Source organism: Kitasatospora sp. NPDC085879, assembly GCF_040686255.1.
Taxonomy (GTDB): Bacteria; Actinomycetota; Actinomycetes; order Streptomycetales; family Streptomycetaceae; genus Kitasatospora.
Genome location: NZ_JBFBJZ010000033.1, coordinates 50,181 through 68,658, shown reverse-complemented (window position 1 = coordinate 68,658; position 18,478 = coordinate 50,181). Strand labels below are relative to the sequence as shown.

Annotated in this window: 19 protein-coding genes; 2 read left to right on the top strand and 17 right to left on the bottom strand. The window is 75.6% G+C overall.

The window, feature by feature from the left end; genetic code table 11:
- Positions 1-17: 17 nt before the first annotated feature.
- The gene (locus AB0P35_RS24380; protein WP_363514132.1) at positions 18-563 is read right to left on the bottom strand and encodes a hypothetical protein; all 546 of its coding nucleotides are present in this window, start codon (positions 561-563) and stop codon (positions 18-20) included.
- Between the two features lie 134 nt (positions 564-697).
- Here AB0P35_RS24380 and AB0P35_RS24375 point away from each other — a divergent pair, with 134 nt between their 5' ends.
- Positions 698-1,459: an SDR family oxidoreductase gene (locus AB0P35_RS24375; protein ID WP_363514129.1), complete on the top strand. Its 762-nt coding sequence runs from the start codon at positions 698-700 to the stop codon at positions 1,457-1,459.
- Positions 1,460-1,492: 33 nt separating this feature from the next.
- Here AB0P35_RS24375 and AB0P35_RS24370 read toward each other — a convergent pair whose 3' ends face one another.
- The 9 genes from AB0P35_RS24370 to AB0P35_RS24330 all read right to left on the bottom strand — a co-directional run bounded on the left by AB0P35_RS24370 (position 1,493) and on the right by AB0P35_RS24330 (position 8,440).
- Positions 1,493-2,116 carry an alkaline shock response membrane anchor protein AmaP gene (locus tag AB0P35_RS24370; protein ID WP_363514126.1) on the bottom strand — a complete coding sequence of 208 codons (624 nt, stop codon included), beginning with the start codon at positions 2,114-2,116 and terminating at the stop codon, positions 1,493-1,495.
- Positions 2,113-2,895, bottom strand: coding sequence for a DUF6286 domain-containing protein (locus AB0P35_RS24365; RefSeq protein ID WP_363514123.1), 783 nt, complete (start codon positions 2,893-2,895; stop codon positions 2,113-2,115). The genes AB0P35_RS24370 and AB0P35_RS24365 overlap by 4 nt, the downstream gene beginning before the upstream one ends.
- Complete coding sequence (locus tag AB0P35_RS24360; RefSeq protein ID WP_363514120.1) at positions 2,892-3,230, bottom strand: hypothetical protein; 339 nt, start codon at positions 3,228-3,230, stop codon at positions 2,892-2,894. The genes AB0P35_RS24365 and AB0P35_RS24360 overlap by 4 nt, the downstream gene beginning before the upstream one ends.
- Positions 3,227-3,418, bottom strand: a complete 192-nt coding sequence (locus AB0P35_RS24355; protein ID WP_095872663.1) for a hypothetical protein — start codon at positions 3,416-3,418, stop codon at positions 3,227-3,229. Before AB0P35_RS24355 ends, AB0P35_RS24360 begins: the two co-directional genes overlap by 4 nt.
- Before the next feature lie 45 nt (positions 3,419-3,463).
- Positions 3,464-3,919 (bottom strand): Asp23/Gls24 family envelope stress response protein, encoded by a 456-nt coding sequence (locus tag AB0P35_RS24350; protein ID WP_095872664.1) that lies wholly within the window; start codon positions 3,917-3,919, stop codon positions 3,464-3,466.
- Positions 3,920-4,094: 175 nt separating this feature from the next.
- Positions 4,095-4,901, bottom strand: coding sequence for an enoyl-CoA hydratase/isomerase family protein (locus tag AB0P35_RS24345; RefSeq protein ID WP_095872665.1), 807 nt, complete (start codon positions 4,899-4,901; stop codon positions 4,095-4,097).
- A gap of 272 nt (positions 4,902-5,173) precedes the next feature.
- Positions 5,174-5,407, bottom strand: a complete 234-nt coding sequence (locus AB0P35_RS24340; protein WP_179419346.1) for a helix-turn-helix domain-containing protein — start codon at positions 5,405-5,407, stop codon at positions 5,174-5,176.
- A 321-nt stretch (positions 5,408-5,728) separates the two neighbouring features.
- Positions 5,729-7,327, bottom strand: a complete 1,599-nt coding sequence (gene abc-f / locus AB0P35_RS24335) for a ribosomal protection-like ABC-F family protein (protein WP_363514115.1) — start codon at positions 7,325-7,327, stop codon at positions 5,729-5,731.
- A gap of 195 nt (positions 7,328-7,522) precedes the next feature.
- Entirely contained in the window at positions 7,523-8,440 is a 918-nt protein-coding gene (locus AB0P35_RS24330; protein ID WP_363514112.1) for a hypothetical protein, read from the bottom strand.
- Positions 8,441-8,783: 343 nt separating this feature from the next.
- On the opposite strand from AB0P35_RS24330, the gene AB0P35_RS24325 reads away from it, so the two are divergent.
- Positions 8,784-9,869, top strand: coding sequence for a glycosyl hydrolase (locus tag AB0P35_RS24325; RefSeq protein WP_363514109.1), 1,086 nt, complete (start codon positions 8,784-8,786; stop codon positions 9,867-9,869).
- Here AB0P35_RS24325 and AB0P35_RS24320 read toward each other — a convergent pair.
- The 7 genes from AB0P35_RS24320 to AB0P35_RS24290 form a co-directional block, all read right to left on the bottom strand.
- A complete protein-coding gene (locus AB0P35_RS24320) occupies positions 9,846-11,000 on the bottom strand; it encodes a GNAT family N-acetyltransferase (protein WP_363514106.1) in 1,155 nt (384 codons plus the stop codon). The genes AB0P35_RS24325 and AB0P35_RS24320 overlap by 24 nt on opposite strands.
- Positions 10,997-11,644, bottom strand: a complete 648-nt coding sequence (locus tag AB0P35_RS24315) for a lipopolysaccharide biosynthesis protein (RefSeq protein WP_363514103.1) — start codon at positions 11,642-11,644, stop codon at positions 10,997-10,999. Before AB0P35_RS24315 ends, AB0P35_RS24320 begins: the two co-directional genes overlap by 4 nt.
- 35 nt (positions 11,645-11,679) lie before the next feature.
- Positions 11,680-12,819 carry a glycosyltransferase gene (locus AB0P35_RS24310; RefSeq protein WP_363514100.1) on the bottom strand — a complete coding sequence of 380 codons (1,140 nt, stop codon included), beginning with the start codon at positions 12,817-12,819 and terminating at the stop codon, positions 11,680-11,682.
- Entirely contained in the window at positions 12,816-13,622 is an 807-nt protein-coding gene (locus tag AB0P35_RS24305; protein ID WP_363514097.1) for a polysaccharide deacetylase family protein, read from the bottom strand. Before AB0P35_RS24305 ends, AB0P35_RS24310 begins: the two co-directional genes overlap by 4 nt.
- Complete coding sequence (locus AB0P35_RS24300) at positions 13,612-15,327, bottom strand: lipid II flippase MurJ (protein WP_363514094.1); 1,716 nt, start codon at positions 15,325-15,327, stop codon at positions 13,612-13,614. Before AB0P35_RS24300 ends, AB0P35_RS24305 begins: the two co-directional genes overlap by 11 nt.
- A complete protein-coding gene (locus AB0P35_RS24295; protein ID WP_363514091.1) occupies positions 15,324-16,655 on the bottom strand; it encodes an O-antigen ligase family protein in 1,332 nt (443 codons plus the stop codon). The genes AB0P35_RS24300 and AB0P35_RS24295 overlap by 4 nt, the downstream gene beginning before the upstream one ends.
- 201 nt (positions 16,656-16,856) lie before the next feature.
- Positions 16,857-18,347: a sugar transferase gene (locus AB0P35_RS24290; protein WP_363514088.1), complete on the bottom strand. Its 1,491-nt coding sequence runs from the start codon at positions 18,345-18,347 to the stop codon at positions 16,857-16,859.
- Positions 18,348-18,478 lie beyond the last annotated feature (131 nt).

Below are 18,478 nucleotides of genomic sequence, written 5' to 3'. Positions count from 1 at the left end.
CCGGCGGCCGGGCCGGCTCAGTGCTGGGTGTTCCAGAAGCCGATCGCGAGGGCACCCCACCAGCCGAGCTGGGAGACCAGGGCCGAGAGGGCGCCGCGCAGCAGCAGCCGCCGCTTCGGCCGGCCGGCGCCGCCGGCCTCCAGGCGTCGGGCCAGGGCGGTGGCGTGCACGCCGTTCAGCGCGATCATCAGGACGAGCAGCAGCTTGACCTGGGTGAGCCGGGAGTCGAGATGCGGCTCCAGCAGGATGCCGCTGAGGGTGAGGCCCGCGAGGCCGGCCCAGACCGGCACGTGCAGCGGCGCGGTGGACTCGACGACCTGGGCGAGCGTGCGGCGGCCGAGCAGCCACAGCACACCGAGGTAGTCCACGGCCAGGACGGCGCCGAAGCCGACCACCAGCGAGACCAGGTGTCCGAAGAGCGCCGCGGTGTGCAGTGAGGCGTCGGCCTGCACGTGGCCCGCCGTCCAGGCGCTGCCGGCCCACAGCAGGCAGAGTGCGACGGAGACCAGCAGACAGCGGGCGACCGTCCCGGAGAGCGGGGCGATGTCGTCGGACTCGGTCATGGTGGTGCTCCGTGGGGGGCGGGGGAGGGTGAAAGCGAGGTTAGGTTTCCCTAAGTCCCGCCCGCGCGTCAACCCGGCACCACGGGGTGAGACCCGGTCCGCACGATCCGGACCCGACCGGGGAGGATGGGCGCATGGATCTCGGACTTCAGCAGAAGGTGTACGTACTGACCGGCGCGACCCGCGGCCTGGGGCTGGCCTCCGCGCGCGAGCTGGTCGCCGACGGCGCCCGGGTGGTGGTCAGCGGCCGGCACGAGGAGTCGGTGGCCGCGGCGGTCGAGGAACTCGGCGGGCCGGAGCACGCGCACGGCGTGGTCGCCGACAACGGCGACCCGGCCGCCGCGGGGCTCCTGGTTGAGGCCGCCCGCGAGCGGTTCGGCCGCTTCGAGGGCGTGCTGATCAGCGTCGGCGGGCCCACCGCCGGTCCGGTGCTCCGGGCCGAGGACGAGGCCTGGCGCGGCGCCTTCGAGTCGGTCTTCCTCGGTGCGCTGCGGATCGCGCGGACGGCCGCGGCGGAGCTGGCGGAGGGCGGCGTGATCGGCTTCGTGCTGTCCGGCTCGGTCCGCGAGCCGATCGCCGGCCTCGGCATCTCGAACGGCCTGCGGCCCGGCCTGGCGATGGCCGCGAAGTCGCTGGCGGACGAGCTCGGCCCGCGCGGGATCCGCGTGGTCGGCCTGATGCCGGCCCGGATCGACACCGACCGGGTCCGCGAGCTGGACGAGCTGAGCGGCGACCCGGCGGCGGCCCGGGCGCGGGCGAGCGCGGCGATCCCGCTCGGCCGCTACGGCACTCCGGAGGAGTTCGGCAAGGTCGCGGCCTTCCTGCTCTCCCCCGCGGCCTCCTACCTCACCGGCGTGATGGTGCCGGTGGACGGCGGCGCCCTGCGCGGTCTCTGACGGCACGTCCGGAGTCGCCGACGCCGCGCGGGCTCACACCACGCGGGGCGGCTTGGGCCCGGCGCCCGGGCGCCGGGCCGACACCTTGAGCCGGATCCGGCAGGGCAGTTCGGCGAGGCCGAGGCTCGTCCGGGCGTTCTCCAGCGGTCCGGCGTCGAGCGCGCGCACCACCCGGGCGGTGTCCGAGCCCGGCACCGTCCGGACGGTGGAGCGCATCAGCAGCCGGTGCGAGGCGCCGGTCACCTTGACGGTGACCTTGTCGACCTCGGGCAGGTCGATCACCTCGGTCTCCACCGCGTCCTCCAGGGCGCGTTTGCGCATCCGCAGTGCCACGCCGTCGCCGCCTGGGACGGGCACCGTGACGGTGCTGGGGCCGGCTCGGTGCAGCTGCGCGTACAGCCAGGCGAGCGCGCCGGTCACCACCAGGGCCGGGACGCCGATGGCCACCGGCCACCACCAGTCCTGTCCGGACCAGTGGTGGCGGGTGGCGGCGCTGAGCACCGGCTGGTGCGGCGAGGTGAGCGGCCAGCCGTCCGGCATCGCCGCGTTCAGCCTGCCGTACAGGTCGAGGCCGCCGGCCAGCACCAGCAACCCGCCGATCAGCAGGGCGAGTCCGGTCACCGCGAGGATCGTGCGGTTCACCGCGGACATGGTCATCGGGGGGCCTCCTGCGCGAGCCGGCGGTGGCCGTGCCGCCGGTCCTCCGGCCGCGACGGGCGGAAGGGCTGGATCCGCAGGTCGAGCCGGTACGGGCCGAGCAGCGGCACCTTGGCCAGCTCCTCGCGCAACTCCTGTTCCACCACGATGGGTTCGGCGCTGCCACTGACGGTGGCGACGGCCCGTCGGCGGCCCGCCTTCACGGTGCACCGCTCGACGCCGTCGATCCGCGCGGCCCGGGCCGAGACCAGCGTGGCCACCCCGGCACGGTCGATCGCCGCACCCGGCCGGAGCAGCGGGAGCCAGTGGCGCAGGCCCGGGGCGAAGGCCAGCCAGCAGAGCAGCAGCCCGAGCGCGGCGGCGCCGCCCGCGATGCCGAGCACCCATGGGTCGTCGAGGTGACGGGTCGCCAGTTCCCTGGTGAGGTCGGCCCGCCACTGCCGGGCGGCGTGTCCGGCGCGGACGGCGATCGCGTCGTACAGCGCCGCACCGCCCGCGACCAGCAGGCAGGTCACCACCACGGCGGTGACGGCGGTGCGCGGTGACCGCGGCCGGTGCGGGCGGCCGTACGGCACGGTCGGCGGCCACTCCTCGGGCCCCGCCTCGCCGGGCACCGCCCCGGCGTGTGCCAACTCCGCCTCCAGGCCGATCCGTTCGGGCATGACGACGCCGGATTCGAGGAGCTGCTCGGGGCTCGCGGCGGCGGGTTCGCCCGGCTCGCCGCCGGCCGTCTCGGCGCCGTCCGGGTCGGGGCCCGGCGGGGGCGGCGGCACGCTCACCGGGCCGGCTCCGGGACGAGGCGCTCGACCAGCAGGGCGACCTCCGACACCGGCGTGCCCGTGAGTTCGGCGACATGGCCGGCGGCGGCGTCCCGGCAGAGGTGGGAGAGCCCGGCGAGGTCGGCCGGGTAGGGCAGGTCGAGGTGGAGGGTGACCCGGGCGGTGCCGCGGACCACCAGCACGGTGGCCCGCGGCGGTTTGCCGCGGGCCGTCCGGGCGGCCCAGACATCGGCGAGGGCCTGCCGGACGGCCTGTTCGGCCAGCCGGGCGTAGACCCGGTCGGCGATCTTCAGTCGGCCGCGGCGGGCTGCGGGAACGGCCGCGGCGGCCGTCACCGCCGGCGCTCCCGGCCGCGGATCAGGTCGCCGAGGTCGCCGAGGTCGATGTCGCCCTCCAGCAGCCGCCCGACGACGAAGCCGACCGCCCCGAGGACGGCGACCAGCAGGAAGGCGGCGAAACCGCCGAAGTACCCGGCGAAGCCCAGGGCCATGCCGGCCACCAGGCCGACCAGGGCCAGGTTCATCCGCTCCTCCTCGTGTACGGCGGCAGGTGGTGCTGCGGTGCTGCGCTACTGGACGCGGCCGGCCGGCTCCTCCTCGTCCGGCTCGTCCGGCAGGTGCACGTCGTTGACGGAGATGTTGACCTCGACGACCTCCAGGCCGGTCATCCGCTCGACCGCGTCGATGACGTTGGCCCGGACCTCGGCGGCGAGCGCGGGGATGACCACCCCGTACTCGACGACCAGGGCGATGTCGATGGCGGTCTGCTTCTCGCCGACCTCGGCCTTGACGCCGCGGCCGGCACCGGACTTCGAGCCGGGGACGCGGTCGCGGACGGCGCCGAAGCTCCGGGTGAAGCCCGAGCCGAGGGCGTGGATGCCGGAGATCTCCCGGGCGGCCATCCCGGCGATCTTCTCGATCACGCCGACGGCGAGCGCGGTGCGGCCGCGCTCCGAGGCGAGGGTGGCCTCGTCGGACGAGGCGTGGCCCTTCTGCAGGTCGGCGGGGGTGGGTGTCTGCGGCATGGCGGGGTCTCCTGTGTCGTCTCCAGCTATATCGCAAATCAGCCCAACTCTGACATTTCGCCGCACGGGCCGCGCGTCGAGGACGGCACGGGACGGCACCGGACGGCCCGCGGGCCGCAAACGCCGAGGGCCCGGACCGCCTCTCGGCGGTCCGGGCCCTTGGGGCACGCGTCGGTCAGTCGCCGATGCCGGCGAGGTCGCGCATCCGGCGGTGCTGGGCGGCCCGCTCGGCGGCGCGCTGCTCGTCGTACGAGCGGCCGCCGGCCCCCTGCAGCAGGGCCTTGGTCTCGATGACCGCGTTGCGCGGCGCGGCGAGCAGCGCGCTCGCGAGGTCGCGGGCGGCGCCCTCCAGCTCGTCCGCCGGGACGGCCAGGTTGGCCAGGCCGATGGCGACGGACTCCTCGGCACCGACCCAGCGGCCGGTGGCGCAGATCTCCAGCGCCCGGCCGTAGCCGACCAGGTCGGTGAGCGGCTTGGTGCCGCCGAGGTCCGGGACGAGGCCCAGCGAGGTCTCCTTCATGGAGAACTGGACGTCGTCGGCGACCACCCGCAGGTCGCAGCCGAGCGCCAGCTGGAAGCCGGCGCCGACCGCGTGGCCCTGGACGGCGGCGATGGTGACCACGTCGGGGCGGCGCCACCAGGTGAAGCCCTCCTGGTACTCGGCGATCGCGGCCCCGGTCTCCTCGTCCGTGGCGGCGGCGAGCTTCAGGAAGGAGTGCTCACCGGGGATGCCCTCCGGGGTGAACATCTGGCGGTCCAGGCCGGCCGAGAAGGAGACGCCCTCGGCGCGGAGCACCACCACCCGGACGGTGGCGGGCAGGGTGCGGCCGACCGCGGCGAGCGCGCGCCACATCGCCGGGCTCTGCGCGTTGCGGCGCGCGGGGTTGCAGAGCGTGACCAGCGCCAGCTCGCCCTCGACGTCGAGCCGGACGCCGACCTGCGCCCAGTCCTGGGGGTCGGCACCGGTGGCGGGAGCGGTCATGGGGGTTACCTCCAGGAGGGACTGTTGGGGCTACTGGAGAGTAACAAAACCGGGGACGGCCGAACAGGGCCGCGCCGGAAACGACGAACGGCGGTCCGGGAGACCCGGCCGCCGTTCCGTCCGCACGTGCCGACCGCGCCTCGGGCGCCGCCGACCACCGCGCGACAGTCGGTCCGACTCGGCTGCTCCACCGCCGGACCGCCGCTCGTCCACTGCCGGACCGGGGACGTTCCCCGTCCGCCCGGCACAGAATCGTCGTGTCTGATGAACCGTCAGGAACCCGCCGCAGCAGTCGCCTTGCTCTTGCCGCGCGTCGCACCGCCGCGGCCCCGGAGATTGACCCCGGACTCGCTGAGCATGCGGTGCACGAAGCCGTAGGAGCGACCCGTCTCCTCCGCCAGCGCGCGAATGCTCGCCCCGGAGTCGTACTTCTTCTTGAGATCGGCCGCGAGCTTCTCACGCGCGGCACCTGTCACCCGGCTGCCCTTTTTCAGAGTCTCGGCCACCCGTGCCTCCTCGTAGCTGTGCTCGGTCAGATTCCCATGATCACCCATAGCCAGTCTCCTGGCCACCCATTCGACAAGGTCTGTCCCGGGAAAGCGGAGTCTGCCGGTGGTACCCGCAGTGCACAAGGGCGCTCACCCTGGGTGCACGCGCCCCCGCCGCGATCCGGCGCCGGGCACGAACGGGCTGATCAGAACGCGACGGCCCCGCCGCGAAATCGCGGCGGGGCCGTCGTCAACACCGTCACCGGAACCCCCATTCCCGCGCCCCCGCGGAGACCGGGATTTCTACGGAGAACAGCTGAGCCGGCGTCTACTCGGCACTCAGGCCAGCGACACGAGGTCCGCGTACGCGGGGCTCCAGAGGTCCTCGACGCCGTCCGGCAGCAGGATGATCCGCTCCGGCTGCAGCGCGTCGACCGCGCCCTCGTCGTGGGTGACGAGCACGACGGCGCCGGTGAAGGAGCGCAGCGCGCCGAGGATCTCCTCGCGGCTGGCCGGGTCCAGGTTGTTGGTCGGCTCGTCGAGCAGCAGCACGTTGGCGCTGGAGACCACCAGGGTCGCCAGGGCCAACCGGGTCTTCTCACCGCCGGAGAGCACGCCGGCCGGCTTGTCGACGTCGTCGCCGGAGAACAGGAACGAGCCGAGGATCTTGCGGATCTGCACCAGGTCGGTGTCGGGCGCGGAGGAACGCATGTTCTCCAGCACCGTGCGGTCCGGGTCGAGGGTCTCGTGCTCCTGCGCGTAGTAGCCGATCTTCAGCCCGTGCCCGGGGATCACCTCGCCGGTGTCCGGCTTCTCCACCCCGGCGAGCATCCGCAGCAGGGTGGTCTTGCCGGCGCCGTTGAGACCCAGCACGACGACCTTCGAGCCGCGGTCGATGGCCAGGTCGACGTCGGTGAAGATCTCCAGCGAGCCGTACGACTTCGACAGGCCGGAGGCGGTCAGCGGGGTCTTGCCGCAGGGGGCCGGGTCCGGGAAGCGCAGCTTGGCGACCTTGTCGGAGACCCGTGCCTGCTCCAGGCCGGAGAGCAGCTTCTCGGCCCGGCGGGCCATGTTCTGCGCGGCCACCGTCTTGGTCGCCTTGGCCCGCATCTTGTCGGCCTGCGCGTTGAGCGTGGCGGCCTTCTTCTCGGCGTTGGCGCGCTCGCGCTTGCGGCGCTTCTCGTCGTCCTCGCGCTGCTGCTGGTACTGCCGCCAGCCCATGTTGTAGATGTCGATGGCGGCGCGGTTGGCGTCCAGGTAGAAGACCTTGTTGACGACCGTCTCGACCAGGTCGACGTCGTGCGAGATGACGATGAAGCCGCCCTTGTAAGTCTTCAGGAAGTCCCGCAGCCAGGCGATCGAGTCGGCGTCGAGGTGGTTGGTCGGCTCGTCGAGCAGCAGGATGTCGGCGTCCGAGAAGAGGATCCGGGCCAGCTCGACACGGCGGCGCTGACCGCCGGAGAGGGTGTGCAGCGGCTGGTTGAGGATGCGGTCCGGCAGGCCCAGCGCGGCCGCGATGGTCGCCGCCTCGGCCTCCGCCGCGTAGCCGCCCTTGGTGAGGAACTCGGTCTCCAGGTTGGCGTACTTCTTCATCGCCCGCTCGCGGGTGGCGCCCTGGCCGTTGGCCATCCGGTCCTCGTTCTCGCTCATCTTGCGCAGCACGGTGTCGAGGCCGCGGGCGGACAGGATGCGGTCCTTGGCGAGCACGTCGAGGTCGCCGGTGCGCGGGTCCTGCGGGAGGTAGCCGACCTCGCCGGTGCGGGTCACCGTGCCGCCGGCCGGGATGCCCTCGCCGGCCAGCACCTTGGTCATGGTGGTCTTGCCCGCGCCGTTGCGGCCGACCAGGCCGATCCGGTCACCGGGGGCGATGCGGAAGGAGGCGGACTCGATGAGGACGCGGGCGCCGGCGCGCAGCTCCAGGGCGTTCGCGGAAATCATGGCTGGGTCTCTCCAGGGACGGGGGCGGGGCCCGGCGGCCGGGCGGAATGCAGGCGGAAGGGCGGGGCGGCGGCGGGCCTTGGAAAGCTCGCCGACCGGCGCCTATTGCCCGGGGAACACAGCCATACGGCCCAGTCTACCGGGCGCCCGGAGATTCCCCCGTGGAGTGCCGGGCGCACCCGGCCGCTCCGCCGGTCAGTCCGCCGGACAGCCCTCCTGCGGGGCGACCGCCGCGAACGGCAGCTCGGGGCTGGCACAGACCGTCTCCGGGGCGCCGCGCCGGGTGTCGAAGACCTTGGTGCCGAGGATCGGACCGTCCTCGATCGTCACCCGGTGCCCGTCCAGGCGCTTGAGCACCACCTCAGGCCCGGCGTTGAGCTGCCAGCCGCGGCCGGTGAGCCGGAAGCCGTTGATGCCGCCGGGCAGCGGCTTGCCGGTGCCCTGGCCGGTGGCGCAGGTCCGCGGCACCAGGACCGCGTTGTCGGTGTGCACCGCGCGCAGCGGGTCGTAGGAGCAGCTCTGCGGCGGGCGGGAGTTGAACCGCAGGTCGCCGTCGCGGTCGCGGAAGCCCATGGTCAGCGAGGGGGTGACGACGGCCACCCAGGGCTCGTCCTCCAGCGCGGGCTGCAGCGCCGCGGCGGCGCGGCGGACGGCGGTGGCCTGCTTCTGCTCCTCGGTGCGGTCGGCGGCGCCGGGCTCGCCGTCCGCGCGCAGCCAGTCGGCCAGGCCCGGGACGGCCCGGTGCCAGCGCACCTGGTGGTCGCTCGGGCGCACCGAGGTGATCAGGCCGTCGTCCCAGACCACGACCGCGTTGTCACCGGCCATCGCGAGGTGCAGCGCGGTGGCGTCCTCGCGGCGGTACGACCACAGGTGCTGGCCGCCGGCGCGGTCGTACGCCTCCAGGCCCGGGCCGACCCGCAGCTCCAGCCCGCCCGCGTCCAGGACCTGCGCGCCCACCGGGCTGGCGTCGGCGACGCCGGGCTCCGCCACGCGGTCGCCGAACGGCACCGGGCGGTTGGCGTGCGCGGCGGCGCCCGCGCCGAGCACGAGCGCGGCGGCGAGCACGGGCAGCACGGATCGGCGGGTCAGGCTTCGCAGCGGCTTCCAGGACACGGGCGGAGCGTACCTGCCGCACGCGTGTACGTCAGCCGGAATTCGGGGCGCCCCACGGCTGTGCGCCGCGCCACGGCGGGGCCCCGCGGGCCCGCCGGAGCTGCGGCGGAGGGCCGCGGCGTGCGCTCCGCCGGGCCGGCGGAGCGCACGGGGACGGGCCTGCCACTGTTACACAGGTGGTACAGGGCGCACCGAGATGATCACTGAGTGTGGCCCGCGGCCGGCGTCGGGCCGCTCGCGCGTACGAAACCGCCACTTTCGGGTGATATGGGAAATTTCTGACGGCCTGTGGGCCTACTGTCGGAACAGCAGCACCTGCCCCCGCCCCGTTCCCGGAGTGCCCATGCGATTCGGCCGACTCGCGCTGGCCGCCGCCGCGCTCCTGCTGGTGACCACCGCGAGCGTGCCCTCCGACACACCGCTCAGCCAGACCGGGCGGCACGACGTCTTCTCCGCGGACGACGCGGCGGACGGGCGGCACGGCGCCGCGCCCAGGCCCGCGGTGCTGCGGCCGCCGCACGAGGTGCCCTTCGGCGCCTTCGTCGGCTCCTGGGACACCTACATCCCGCAGATCGACAAGCTCTCCGCCTGGCTGCGCGGCGCCGACCTGCAGGTCGGCCACACCTACCTGGCGGGCAACGGCTGGGCCGACGTCGAGGGCGAGAACCAGGTGCTGGGCCTCTGGTCGCAGTGGCGGCTGCGCGACCCGGCCCGCACCCTGGTGCTCGGCGTGCCGATGCTGGTGCCCAACGAGGGCAACCTGAGCGACGGGCAGGTGGCCGAGCTGCTCGGCCGCGGCAACAAGGGCGAGTTCGACCAGCACTTCCTCAAACTCGCCCGGAAACTGGTCGCGTTCGGCGGCGGCGACACCGTCCTCACCCTCGGCTGGGAGATGAACGGCACCACCTACAGCTCCCGCTGCCGGCCCGACCCGGCGGCGTGGAAGGCGTACTGGCGCCGGATCGTCACCGTGATGCGCTCGGTGCCGGGCCAGCACTTCCGGTTCGACTTCACCCCCACCCGCGGGCTCGACGCGATCCCGTGGACGCGCTGCTACCCCGGCGACGACGTGGTCGACATCATCGGCATGGACGCCTATGACATGCCCGCCGGGGCGAGCTTCCAGGAGATGGTCACCGAGCCCTACGGGCTGCAGGACCAGGTCGAGTTCGCCGCCCGGCGCGGCAAGCCGGTCTCGTACCCGGAGTGGGGGCTGTTCCGCAACGGCGACAACCCCGAGTACGTGCGGCGCATGGTCGAGTGGATGCGCACCCACGACACCGCCTACCAGACCGTCACCGACTACTGCCCGCACGGCTTGTGGGGCTGCGACCGCAACCGGCGCTCGGCCGCCGTCTTCCGGCAGCTGATGTCGGGCTCCAAGGGCGCGCCGGGCGGGGTGGCCTCACGCACGCCCGCGGGCCGCTAGCGCCTCCTTCAGCCGCGGCAGCCGCGCGTTCAGCACGTCCACCGCCGTCTGCCGGGCCAGCACCCGCAGCGCGAGGACGGCAGCCGCGGGCCCCGGGCCCGCCGGGCCGACCACCAGCCACTCGTTGCGCAGCCCGTCCGGGCGCCAGTGCTGTTTGTACGGCTCCCGGCCGCGCAGCAGGCTGAGCACCGGGATGCCCGCCGCCCGGACCTCGTCCAGGGCCGCGCCGAACACCATCCCGGCGATGTCCAGGCGCTCGCGCAGCCGCGGATGGGCGCCGTACAGGTAGAGGCCGCCGAAGGACGGGCACATCACCACCAGACTCACCGCGACCAGCTCGCCGTCCAGCCGGAAGCGGTGCACGGCGGCCCGGCCGCGGGCGGCCATCGACGCGGTCGACTCGGTCAGGTGCGCCGCGAACCGCGCCGTCCGGTGCTCGGCGGTGACCCCGCGCTCCCGCCACTGCAGGAAGTGCAGCCGCAGCAGCTCGGCCACCGCCTGCGGGACCTCCTCCGGCGGGGCGGTGTCCACCTCCACCCCGGACGCGGCGATCCTCCGCAGCTTGACCCGGCTGCGCTGGGCGGTCCTGCCGGACAGCCGCTTCACCAGCTCCTCGACCGGCAGCGCGGGCAGGTGCTGGCAGAGCGAGTCCCGGAAGTGCCGGACGGTGCCTCCGTGGTGGGCGAGCACCCGCTGCACCGCCGCCTCCGGGTGCACCTCGCGCAGTTCCAGGCTGTGCCAGGGGCGGCGCAGCGGCAGGGCGGCGGCCAGTTCGGCGGCGGCCCGCTCGTCGCAGTCGTCGTCGAGCAGCACATCGGTGAAGTCGACGAGGCCGCCGCCGAGGTTGGTCAGACCGCCCAGTGCCCCGCGGCGGCGCAGCGCGGCGGCGGCCACCAGCCGGCCGTTCCGGCGGACGAGCACCAGCACCAGCGCGCCGGGCCGGCCGTACCGGCGCCACCAGGAGCGCAGCCAGGCGCCGTCCTGGAAGGGCGTGGCGGTGCGGCAGCGGAGGGCGAGCGCGTCCCACTCGGCGGCGATCCGGTCGAGGGCGTCGTCACCGCGGTCCACCTCGGCCGTCCAGACCTCGGCCGGTGCCTCCGGGCGGGCCGGGGCGGGGGTGTCGGTGGTCATCGGACGGCTCCGGCGGCTTGCCGTTCCGGTGACTGCCCGGGCACCGGCGCCGTGTCCCTGCGCTCCCCGGCCCCGGTGCCCGGCTCCGCGGGGCGGCGTCGGGCCGCCATCGCGAGCGCGCCGACCAGGACGCCGGCCGCGGCGCCCACCGCGGTGTCCAGCGCGGCGGAGGGCGAGGAGGGCCCGTCCGGCGAGGCGGCCCGGGCCAGCGGGACGAGCTTGACGCCGGTGTCCTGGCTGCTGGTGTTGGCGAAGGCGATCAGCGAGGTGGCCACCGCGTCGGCGGCCCGCACCGCGTCGCCGGCGGCCGGGCCGGTGCCGGCGATCTCGATCATCGGGGCGTCCGGCGAGGTGGTGCCGCGGACGCTGTCCGCCAGCGCGGAGACCGTCCGGCCGGTCTTCGCTGCGGCCGCGACCAGCACCTGCGGCTGCCCCGCGAGCCGGCCGTACGCCTGGGCGAAGTTGACCGCGGTGGCCCCCTCCCCCGGGTTCTGCGCGACCACCACCACATAGGAGTTGGCGGTGTAGGAGACGGGGGCGACGGCGGCGTAGCCGGCGCCGGCGGCGGCGCCCAGCGGGGCGGCGACGGCCACCGGCCACCAGCGGCGGACGGCGGCCCGGACGGATCGGCGCGGTTCGGACATCGGAACTCCTTGACTCGGTCGGTGGTTTCGCACGTTCAGGCCCACAGGGCGGCCGGCCGGGGCGCCGCGGTGCGGGCGGGGCCGAGCCGGTCGTAGAGGTCGGCGAGTTCGGCGGCGATCCGCGCGATGTCGTAGTGGTGGACGGCGGGCGGCGGCGGGAGCCGGCGCGGCGGCGCGGTACGCAGGGCGTCCAGCGCCTCGGTGTACGCCTCGGCGGTGGACGGCAGCCGGCGGGCCCCGGGGGCGGCGTCCGGGCCCAGCGCGTCCAGCGCCGGGCAGGCGGTGCGGAGCACCGGCAGGCCCGCCGCGAGGCCCTCCAGCACCGTCAGCCCGAAGGTCTCCTCGGTCGAGGGCGCCGCCAACACGTCCATGGCGGCGAGCAGTTCGGGGACGTCGTCGCGCTCGCCGGTGAACACCGCGGTCACCCCGGCCCGCGCGGCCTGCGCCGCCAGGGCGGCGCGCTCCGGCCCCTCCCCCACCAGCAGCAGCCGGGTCTCCGGGCCGCCCGGCCGGGCCGCGAGTGCGGCCAGCGCCTCGACCAGCACCGCGAACCGCTTGCCGGGCACCAGCCGCCCCACCGCGCCGACCGTGAACGCCCCGGCCGGCAGGCCGAGTTCGGCACGGACCGCGGTCCGGCGGGCGGCCGGCACGGCGTACCCGGCGGCGTCGATGCCGTTGGGCAGCAGGTGGACGCGGTGCTCGGGCACCCCCCAGTCGCGCAGGGTGTCGGCGACCTGCCCGGAGACCGCGACGGTGGTGCGGCCGAGGCGTTCGGCGGCCAGGTAGAGCGCCCGGACGCCGCGGCCGGCGGGCCGGCCCTCGATCATCCCGGGGTGCAGCGAGTGCTCGGTCGCCAGCACGGTGCGCACGCCGGCCAGCCGGGCGGCCAGCCGGCCGTACAGCCCGGCCCGGTAGAGGTGGGTGTGCACCGCGTGGTAGCGGCGGGTGCGGATCAGCCTGGTCAGCCTGGGCAGCACCGCGAGGTCGCGGTTGCCGCGCATGTCCAGCTCGTGCACCGCGAAGCCGTCCGCGCGCAGCGCCTCGGCGACCGTGCCCGGATTGGTGAGGACAGCCACCTCGCAGTGGTGGCGGTCCGGCAAGTGGCGCAGCAGCAGGTGGAGTTGGCGTTCGGCGCCGCCCGCGGCGAGGCCGGTGACCACGTGCAGGACCTTCATCGGACGGCCTCCTGCCGGGCGGCGGGCACGGGGCTGCCGCCGCGCAGGCCGGTCACGGCGTCCCGCCAGTGGTGCCGGCCCTGCTTGGCGAGCAGCCGCACCGCCCCGTCGCGGTCGCCGACGTAGCAGCGGGGCAGCGCGAACCGGCCGGTGAGCTCGCCGTGCTCGATGGCGCAGGCGTACTGGTAGCCGGCGTCGCGGACGGCCTCCGCGGCGGGCCGGTCGACCGCCCCGTACGGGTAGCAGAAGCCGGTGACCGGGCCGCCGACCAGCTGCTCCAGGGCGCGGCGGCTGCCCCGGGCCTGGTCGGCGAGCTCGTCCGCGCCCAGCCCGGGCAGCGCCTTGTGGGAGAGCCCGTGCGAGCCGATCTCCCAGCCGGCGGCGGCGAGTTCGACCACCTCGTCGACGGTGAGCAGCGGCTTGCGCGGGCCGTCCGGGTCCCAGCCGTTGTGGCCGCCGAGCAGGTCGGGCACCACGTACGCGCTCGCCGTGAAGCCGTACCGGCGGAGCACCGGGGCGGCGTGGCGGGCGAAGTCGGCGTAGCCGTCGTCGAAGGTGAGGCCGACCAACCGGGCGGCGGTGCCGGCGGCGCGGGCGCGGAGCAGTTCGCGGACGCTGACCCCGCGCCGGCCGCTGCGGGCCAGCCAGGCCATCTGCGCGGCGAAGCGCTCGGGGCTGACGGTGAGCAGGTACGGGTCCTGCTCCTCGTGGGTGATCGAGTGGTACATCAGGATCCACGGCGCCGTTCTGGCCGGGTGGGCCTGGCCGGGCAGGGTGGGGTGGCGGGCCGGTTCAGCGTCCATGGGGCTTCCTCTCAGCAGCCTGGGTGACCGGGCCCGCGGCCCGGAGAAGGGCGCGCACCGGGTCACGGACCTCGGGAGCGCCGAGGACCGTGCCGAGCCCGGCGAAGACGAGTGCGACGGTGAGTCCGCCGAGCAGGGTGGCCGGCAGCGGCCCGGACGGTCCGGAGGCCGCCACCGCGCCCGCCGCGGCAGCGCCCACCGCGGCGGCCAGCAGCCGGGCCTGGCCGCCGAGGACGCGCCGCAGCCGCAGCGCGATGCCCCGCAGCAGCAGGCCGCGCAGCAGCAGCACGGCGGCTGCGATGATCCCCGCCGCGTTGCCCGCGGCGAGCCCGAGCGCGCCGTACCGCGGGGTGGCGGCCAGCCCGACCCCGGCGGTGACCAGCAGGCCGACGGCCATCGCGGCGACCGGGTACCAGTCCAGCGGCCGCAGCCGGGAACCGGCCGGCCGCGGGTCGGCGGCCCGGCGGACGACGGGCCGCAGCGAGAAGAACGGCCGGACCATCACGCCGATCAGCGCCTGGGCCGGCAGGCCGAAGCTGTAGACCCGGATCACCTCGGCGGTGGCGGCGGTGTCGTGCGGGCCGAACGCGCCGCGCTGGAAGAGCAGCGCGACCACGGACGGGGCGCAGGCCATCAGGAAGGCGGTACCCAGCAGCACGACCGCGGCGGCCTGGCCGAGGTCCTTCTCGACGCGGTCCCGGGCGGCGGCCAGATCCCCGGCGGCGAGCGCCCTGGCGACCAGCGGGAAGGTCACCGTGACGATCAGGATGCCCGCCGTCATGGCGAGTTGGGAGACCTTGGCCGCGTAGTTGAGGTGCGAGATGGTGCCCGGCGGCAGGCCGGAGCCGAGGTAGCGCTCGACGAACACCTGGGCCTGCCGGGTGAGGGTGAACACGGCCACCGGCAGTATCGCCAGCGGGATCAGGACCAGCCCGGCGTCCGCCGTCCGCGCCCGCTCCGGCCGGCGGCGGCGGCGGCGGGCGGAGCGCAGCCGGCGGACGGCGACCAGCAGCAGTCCGGCCATCAGCAGGCTGCCGAGGGCGACGCCGAGCGCGGCGGACCGCACCCCGAGCAGCGCGTGCCCGCCGAGCAGCACGGCGAGGATGCCCAGGTTGTAGGCCACGTAGATACCCGCCGGGGCGGTGAACCGGTGGTGGGCGCGGAGCATCGAGCAGAGGTAGCCGACCACGCCGAACGGCAGCACGGTGAGCGCGGTGATCCTCGTACAGGTGACGGCGAGCGCCGGGTCGGCGAGGCCGGGGGCGAGCAGGCCGACCAGCGGGCCGGCGCCGACGGCGGCGGCGAGGGTGAGGGTGCAGAGCGCGAGCAGCAGCCAGGGCAGCGTGGCGCGCACCAACTGCCGTACCGGGTCCGGCCCGTGGGGCCGCTCCTCGCGCAGCACCAGGGCCAGGCTGAACGCCGGGACCATCAGGAAGGCCATCGCGTCCTCGATGAGCAGCGGCGCGGCGGTCTCCGGCACCGTCCAGGCGACGAGGAAGGCGTCGGTGCCCTGGTTGGCGCCGAAGTACCGGGCGAGCAGCAGGTCGCGGAACAGGCCCAGGCCGGAGCCGGCGGCGCTCAGCACGGCGGTGACCCCGAAGGCACGGGCGACGAAGCCGCCGCGGCGGCGCCGGGCGGCGTGCCGCGGCCCGGGGACGGCGGGGTGCGCCGGCCGGGCGGCCGTGGTCGGGCGGTCGCCGTTCATGCCGCCTCCGCGGCCGCCGGGCCCGGGTGTGCGGCCCGGGCGGCGAGGCCGAGCACCACCGAGGTCAGCACGGTGGTGGTGCCGCCGATGTCGGCGTAGAGGAAGTCGACCAGGATCCAGACCAGCAGGGCGAGGGCGGCGAGGGCGCCACCGCGGGCCCGGCGCAGGCATCCGGTGAGCAGGGCGAGGAAGAGCGCGGCGTAGGCGGTGATGCCCAGCAGGCCCTGCTCGCTGAGCACCAGGAAGTACATGTTGTGCGGCGAGAGCAGCGGTTCGCGCTGGAAGCCGATGGTGGAGTCGGCCGCGTCGCTGCCCGAGGAGAGCCGCAACGGGGCGTGGCCGTCGCGGAGTTGCTGGAAGACCTTCGGGCCGGCGCCGGTCACCGGGTGGTCCTGCCAGATCCGTTCGGCGGTGGCCCACAGGTCGTAGCGGTCGCTGACGGACTGGTCGGGGGCGGCCTGCACCGAGCCGATGCTGCCCAGCCGTTCGGCCACTCCGGAGGCCCCGAGGCCGAGGCCGCCGACCAGCACCACCGCGGCGGCCGCGCCGAGCACCGCGCAGCGCAGCGCGAGCCGGGCGTCGGCCCGGAGCATCAGCACGGCGACGGTCGCGGCGCAGGCGATCCAGCTGCCCCGGCTGAAGGAGACCGCAAGCGGGAAGGTGAGCAGCGCGGCCGCGGCGTACAGGGCCCGACGCAGGGCCGGCCGGCCGCCGGGGCCGCGCTCGCCCAGCGCCAGGGCGAGCGCGGCCAGCAGGCCGAAGCTGACCACGGTGGACATCGCCATGATGTCCAGGGCGCCGAACGTGCCGACGGCGCGCACGGGTTGGCCGGCGTACGAGGCGCCGGTGCGGGTCAGGTACTGCTGGGCGCCGACCGCGCCCTCGACCAGCGCGGCCGCGACGAAGGCGCCCAGCACCAGCCGCCGGTCGGCCCGGGTGCGCAGCGCGCAGGCGACCGCGGCCGGCACCAGGACGAAGATCTGCACCAGCCGGACGAAGCCGGTGGTGCTCGCCTGCGGGTCGACGGAGGCGAGGGTGGCGGCGGCGGCCGCGCAGACCACCGCGCCGAACAGCAGGCAGACGGTGCGGTCCAGCCGGGCACGGCCGCGCAGCAGGTCGGCGGCGGTCAGCGCGACCAGCAGCAGCGAGGCGAGGTCGGCCGGGGTGATGTGGACGGCGGCGGTGACGTCCTTCTCGCCGGTGGGGACGCAGACCAGCAGCACGGTGGCGGCGGCGGCCGCGGCGGCGGGCCGCGGCCGGGCGGGCAGCCGGCGGAGCAGCGGCCGCCGTGCGTCACCGGCGGGCCACACCTGGCGTGCCGGCGACACCCGCCCCGAGCCGAAGGGCCCGCCGGTGCCGAAAGAGAGGCGCGCGGGAGCGACGAAGGAGCGAGGGAGCAACGACCGTCGGCGCCGAGTCAGGAGGGCCCGGAGGCGAGCGGGCGACGAAACAGCGCGAGGGAGCAACGACCGTCGGCGCCACGTCAGGAGGGCCCGGAGGCGAGCGGGCGAGTAACCGAGGGCCATCGCTCAGCTCCCGTCCGGGTTGAGCATGAGGGCGGCTGTGCGGAGCAGGATCTTGGCGTCCTGCCAGAGGCTCCAGCTCTCGATGTAGCGGTTGTCGAAGCGGGCCCGGTCCTCGATGGAGGTGTCGCCGCGCAGGCCGTTGACCTGGGCGAGGCCGGTGAGCCCGGCCGGGACGCGGTGCCGGTCCTGGTACTCGGGGTAGGCCTGGCCGAAGCGCATGACGAAGTAGGGGCGCTCGGGGCGGGGGCCGACCAGGCTCATGTCGCCGCGCACCACGTTCCACAGCTGCGGGAGTTCGTCCAGCGAGGTGCGGCGCAGCAGCCGGCCGACGGCGCCCATCCGGTGGTCCTGGGAGATGTTCCAGCGGGTGGCCGACTCGTGCTCGTTGCTGGGGCGCAGGGTGCGGAACTTGAGCACGGTGAAGACCTGCCCGTCGAGGCCGGTGCGCTGCTGGCGGAAGAGCACGCCGGGGCCGGTGTCGAAGCGGACGGCGAGGGCGCAGGCGGCGAGTACCGGGGAGAGCAGCAGCAGGCCGAGGCCGGCGGCGGCGATGTCCAGGGCGCGCTTGACGGCCCAGCCGGGGCGGCGCACGGCGGGCCGTTCCAGTGGCAGGCAGGGGAAGCCCCAGAGCTGGTCGGTGCCGCGCCGGCCGAGTGCGGCGTACTCGCGCAGCTGGGGCACCACCCAGACCCGGCAGCCGAGCCGGGCTGCGGTGCGCAGGGCGGCGGCGGTGGCGGCGTCGTCGGCGGCGCCCTCGGTGGCGATCACGTGGTGGATCCGCTTGCGGCGGATCTGGCTCTCCAGGGCGCCGTGGCCGCCGAGCAGGCGCAGCGGGGCGTCCGGGGCGAGCAGGACGGGCTGCGAGTCGAGGTAGCCGACCGGGCGCAGCCCGTACTCGCGGTGTTCGAGGAGGGCGGCGGCGATCCGCTGGCCGAGCTGGCCCGCGCCGAGCACCAGGGTGGGGCTGGGGCGCCGGCGGCGGGCGCGGCGCAGCAGGGCGTAGGCGGCGGCCCGGCCGAGGCAGGCGAGCAGGGTGAACGCGGCGAGCAGGGCGGTCAGCCGGAGCAGCGGGGCGGGGCCGAGGACGGAGCGGCCGGGGCCGAGGCAGGCGGCGAGGGTGACGGCGAAGGCGGTGGAGACGGCGGCGCGGCCGGCGAGGGCGGGGAGGTCGTCGAGGGCGGACACGGTGAGCCGGCTGCGGTAGAGGCCGCCGGCGAGGTTGAGCGGGAGGAGCAGGGCGAGCAGGGCGGCGGTCAGCCGCGGGGGGCCGGGGGCGGTGAGTGCCGCGGCGGCGGCGAGTGCGAGGACGTCGCAGCCGAGCAGTCCGGCCGGGAGGGCGACCCGAGAGCGGATCGGCCGGCGGTGGCGGCCGGCCTGCGGTACCGGGCGCACCCGGGTACCGGCGGCGGGCCGGTCGAGTAGCTCGGTGCCGAGCCGCTGCCGGGCCGACAACGGCCCGCCCGGTCGCGGCACGCTCTCGTGGTCAATGGTCATCGGTGCGCGAACTCCCCTGTGGTGTACCCGCGGTCGCGGGGGCGGCCGACCGGCCCGTACCGGCCCGGCGCTGGGCGCGGCGAAGTGGACCCTCCGAACAGGTGCGAATCAGGCAAAATCAGACAACAGCG

Excerpts from the sequence above, each read along its gene's own strand:
- AB0P35_RS24380 (WP_363514132.1), bottom strand. The coding sequence starts at position 563 with ATGACCGAGTCCGACGACATCGCCCCGCTCTCCGGGACGGTCGCCCGC.
- AB0P35_RS24375 (WP_363514129.1), top strand. The coding sequence starts at position 698 with ATGGATCTCGGACTTCAGCAGAAGGTGTACGTACTGACCGGCGCGACC.
- AB0P35_RS24370 (WP_363514126.1), bottom strand. The coding sequence starts at position 2,116 with ATGACCATGTCCGCGGTGAACCGCACGATCCTCGCGGTGACCGGACTC.
- AB0P35_RS24355 (WP_095872663.1), bottom strand. The coding sequence starts at position 3,418 with ATGAACCTGGCCCTGGTCGGCCTGGTGGCCGGCATGGCCCTGGGCTTC.
- AB0P35_RS24350 (WP_095872664.1), bottom strand. The coding sequence starts at position 3,919 with ATGCCGCAGACACCCACCCCCGCCGACCTGCAGAAGGGCCACGCCTCG.
- AB0P35_RS24345 (WP_095872665.1), bottom strand. The coding sequence starts at position 4,901 with ATGACCGCTCCCGCCACCGGTGCCGACCCCCAGGACTGGGCGCAGGTC.
- abc-f (WP_363514115.1), bottom strand. The coding sequence starts at position 7,327 with ATGATTTCCGCGAACGCCCTGGAGCTGCGCGCCGGCGCCCGCGTCCTC.
- AB0P35_RS24325 (WP_363514109.1), top strand. The coding sequence starts at position 8,784 with ATGCGATTCGGCCGACTCGCGCTGGCCGCCGCCGCGCTCCTGCTGGTG.
- AB0P35_RS24320 (WP_363514106.1), bottom strand. The coding sequence starts at position 11,000 with ATGACCACCGACACCCCCGCCCCGGCCCGCCCGGAGGCACCGGCCGAG.
- AB0P35_RS24315 (WP_363514103.1), bottom strand. The coding sequence starts at position 11,644 with ATGTCCGAACCGCGCCGATCCGTCCGGGCCGCCGTCCGCCGCTGGTGG.
- AB0P35_RS24310 (WP_363514100.1), bottom strand. The coding sequence starts at position 12,819 with ATGAAGGTCCTGCACGTGGTCACCGGCCTCGCCGCGGGCGGCGCCGAA.
- AB0P35_RS24305 (WP_363514097.1), bottom strand. The coding sequence starts at position 13,622 with ATGGACGCTGAACCGGCCCGCCACCCCACCCTGCCCGGCCAGGCCCAC.
- AB0P35_RS24300 (WP_363514094.1), bottom strand. The coding sequence starts at position 15,327 with ATGAACGGCGACCGCCCGACCACGGCCGCCCGGCCGGCGCACCCCGCC.
- AB0P35_RS24290 (WP_363514088.1), bottom strand. The coding sequence starts at position 18,347 with ATGACCATTGACCACGAGAGCGTGCCGCGACCGGGCGGGCCGTTGTCG.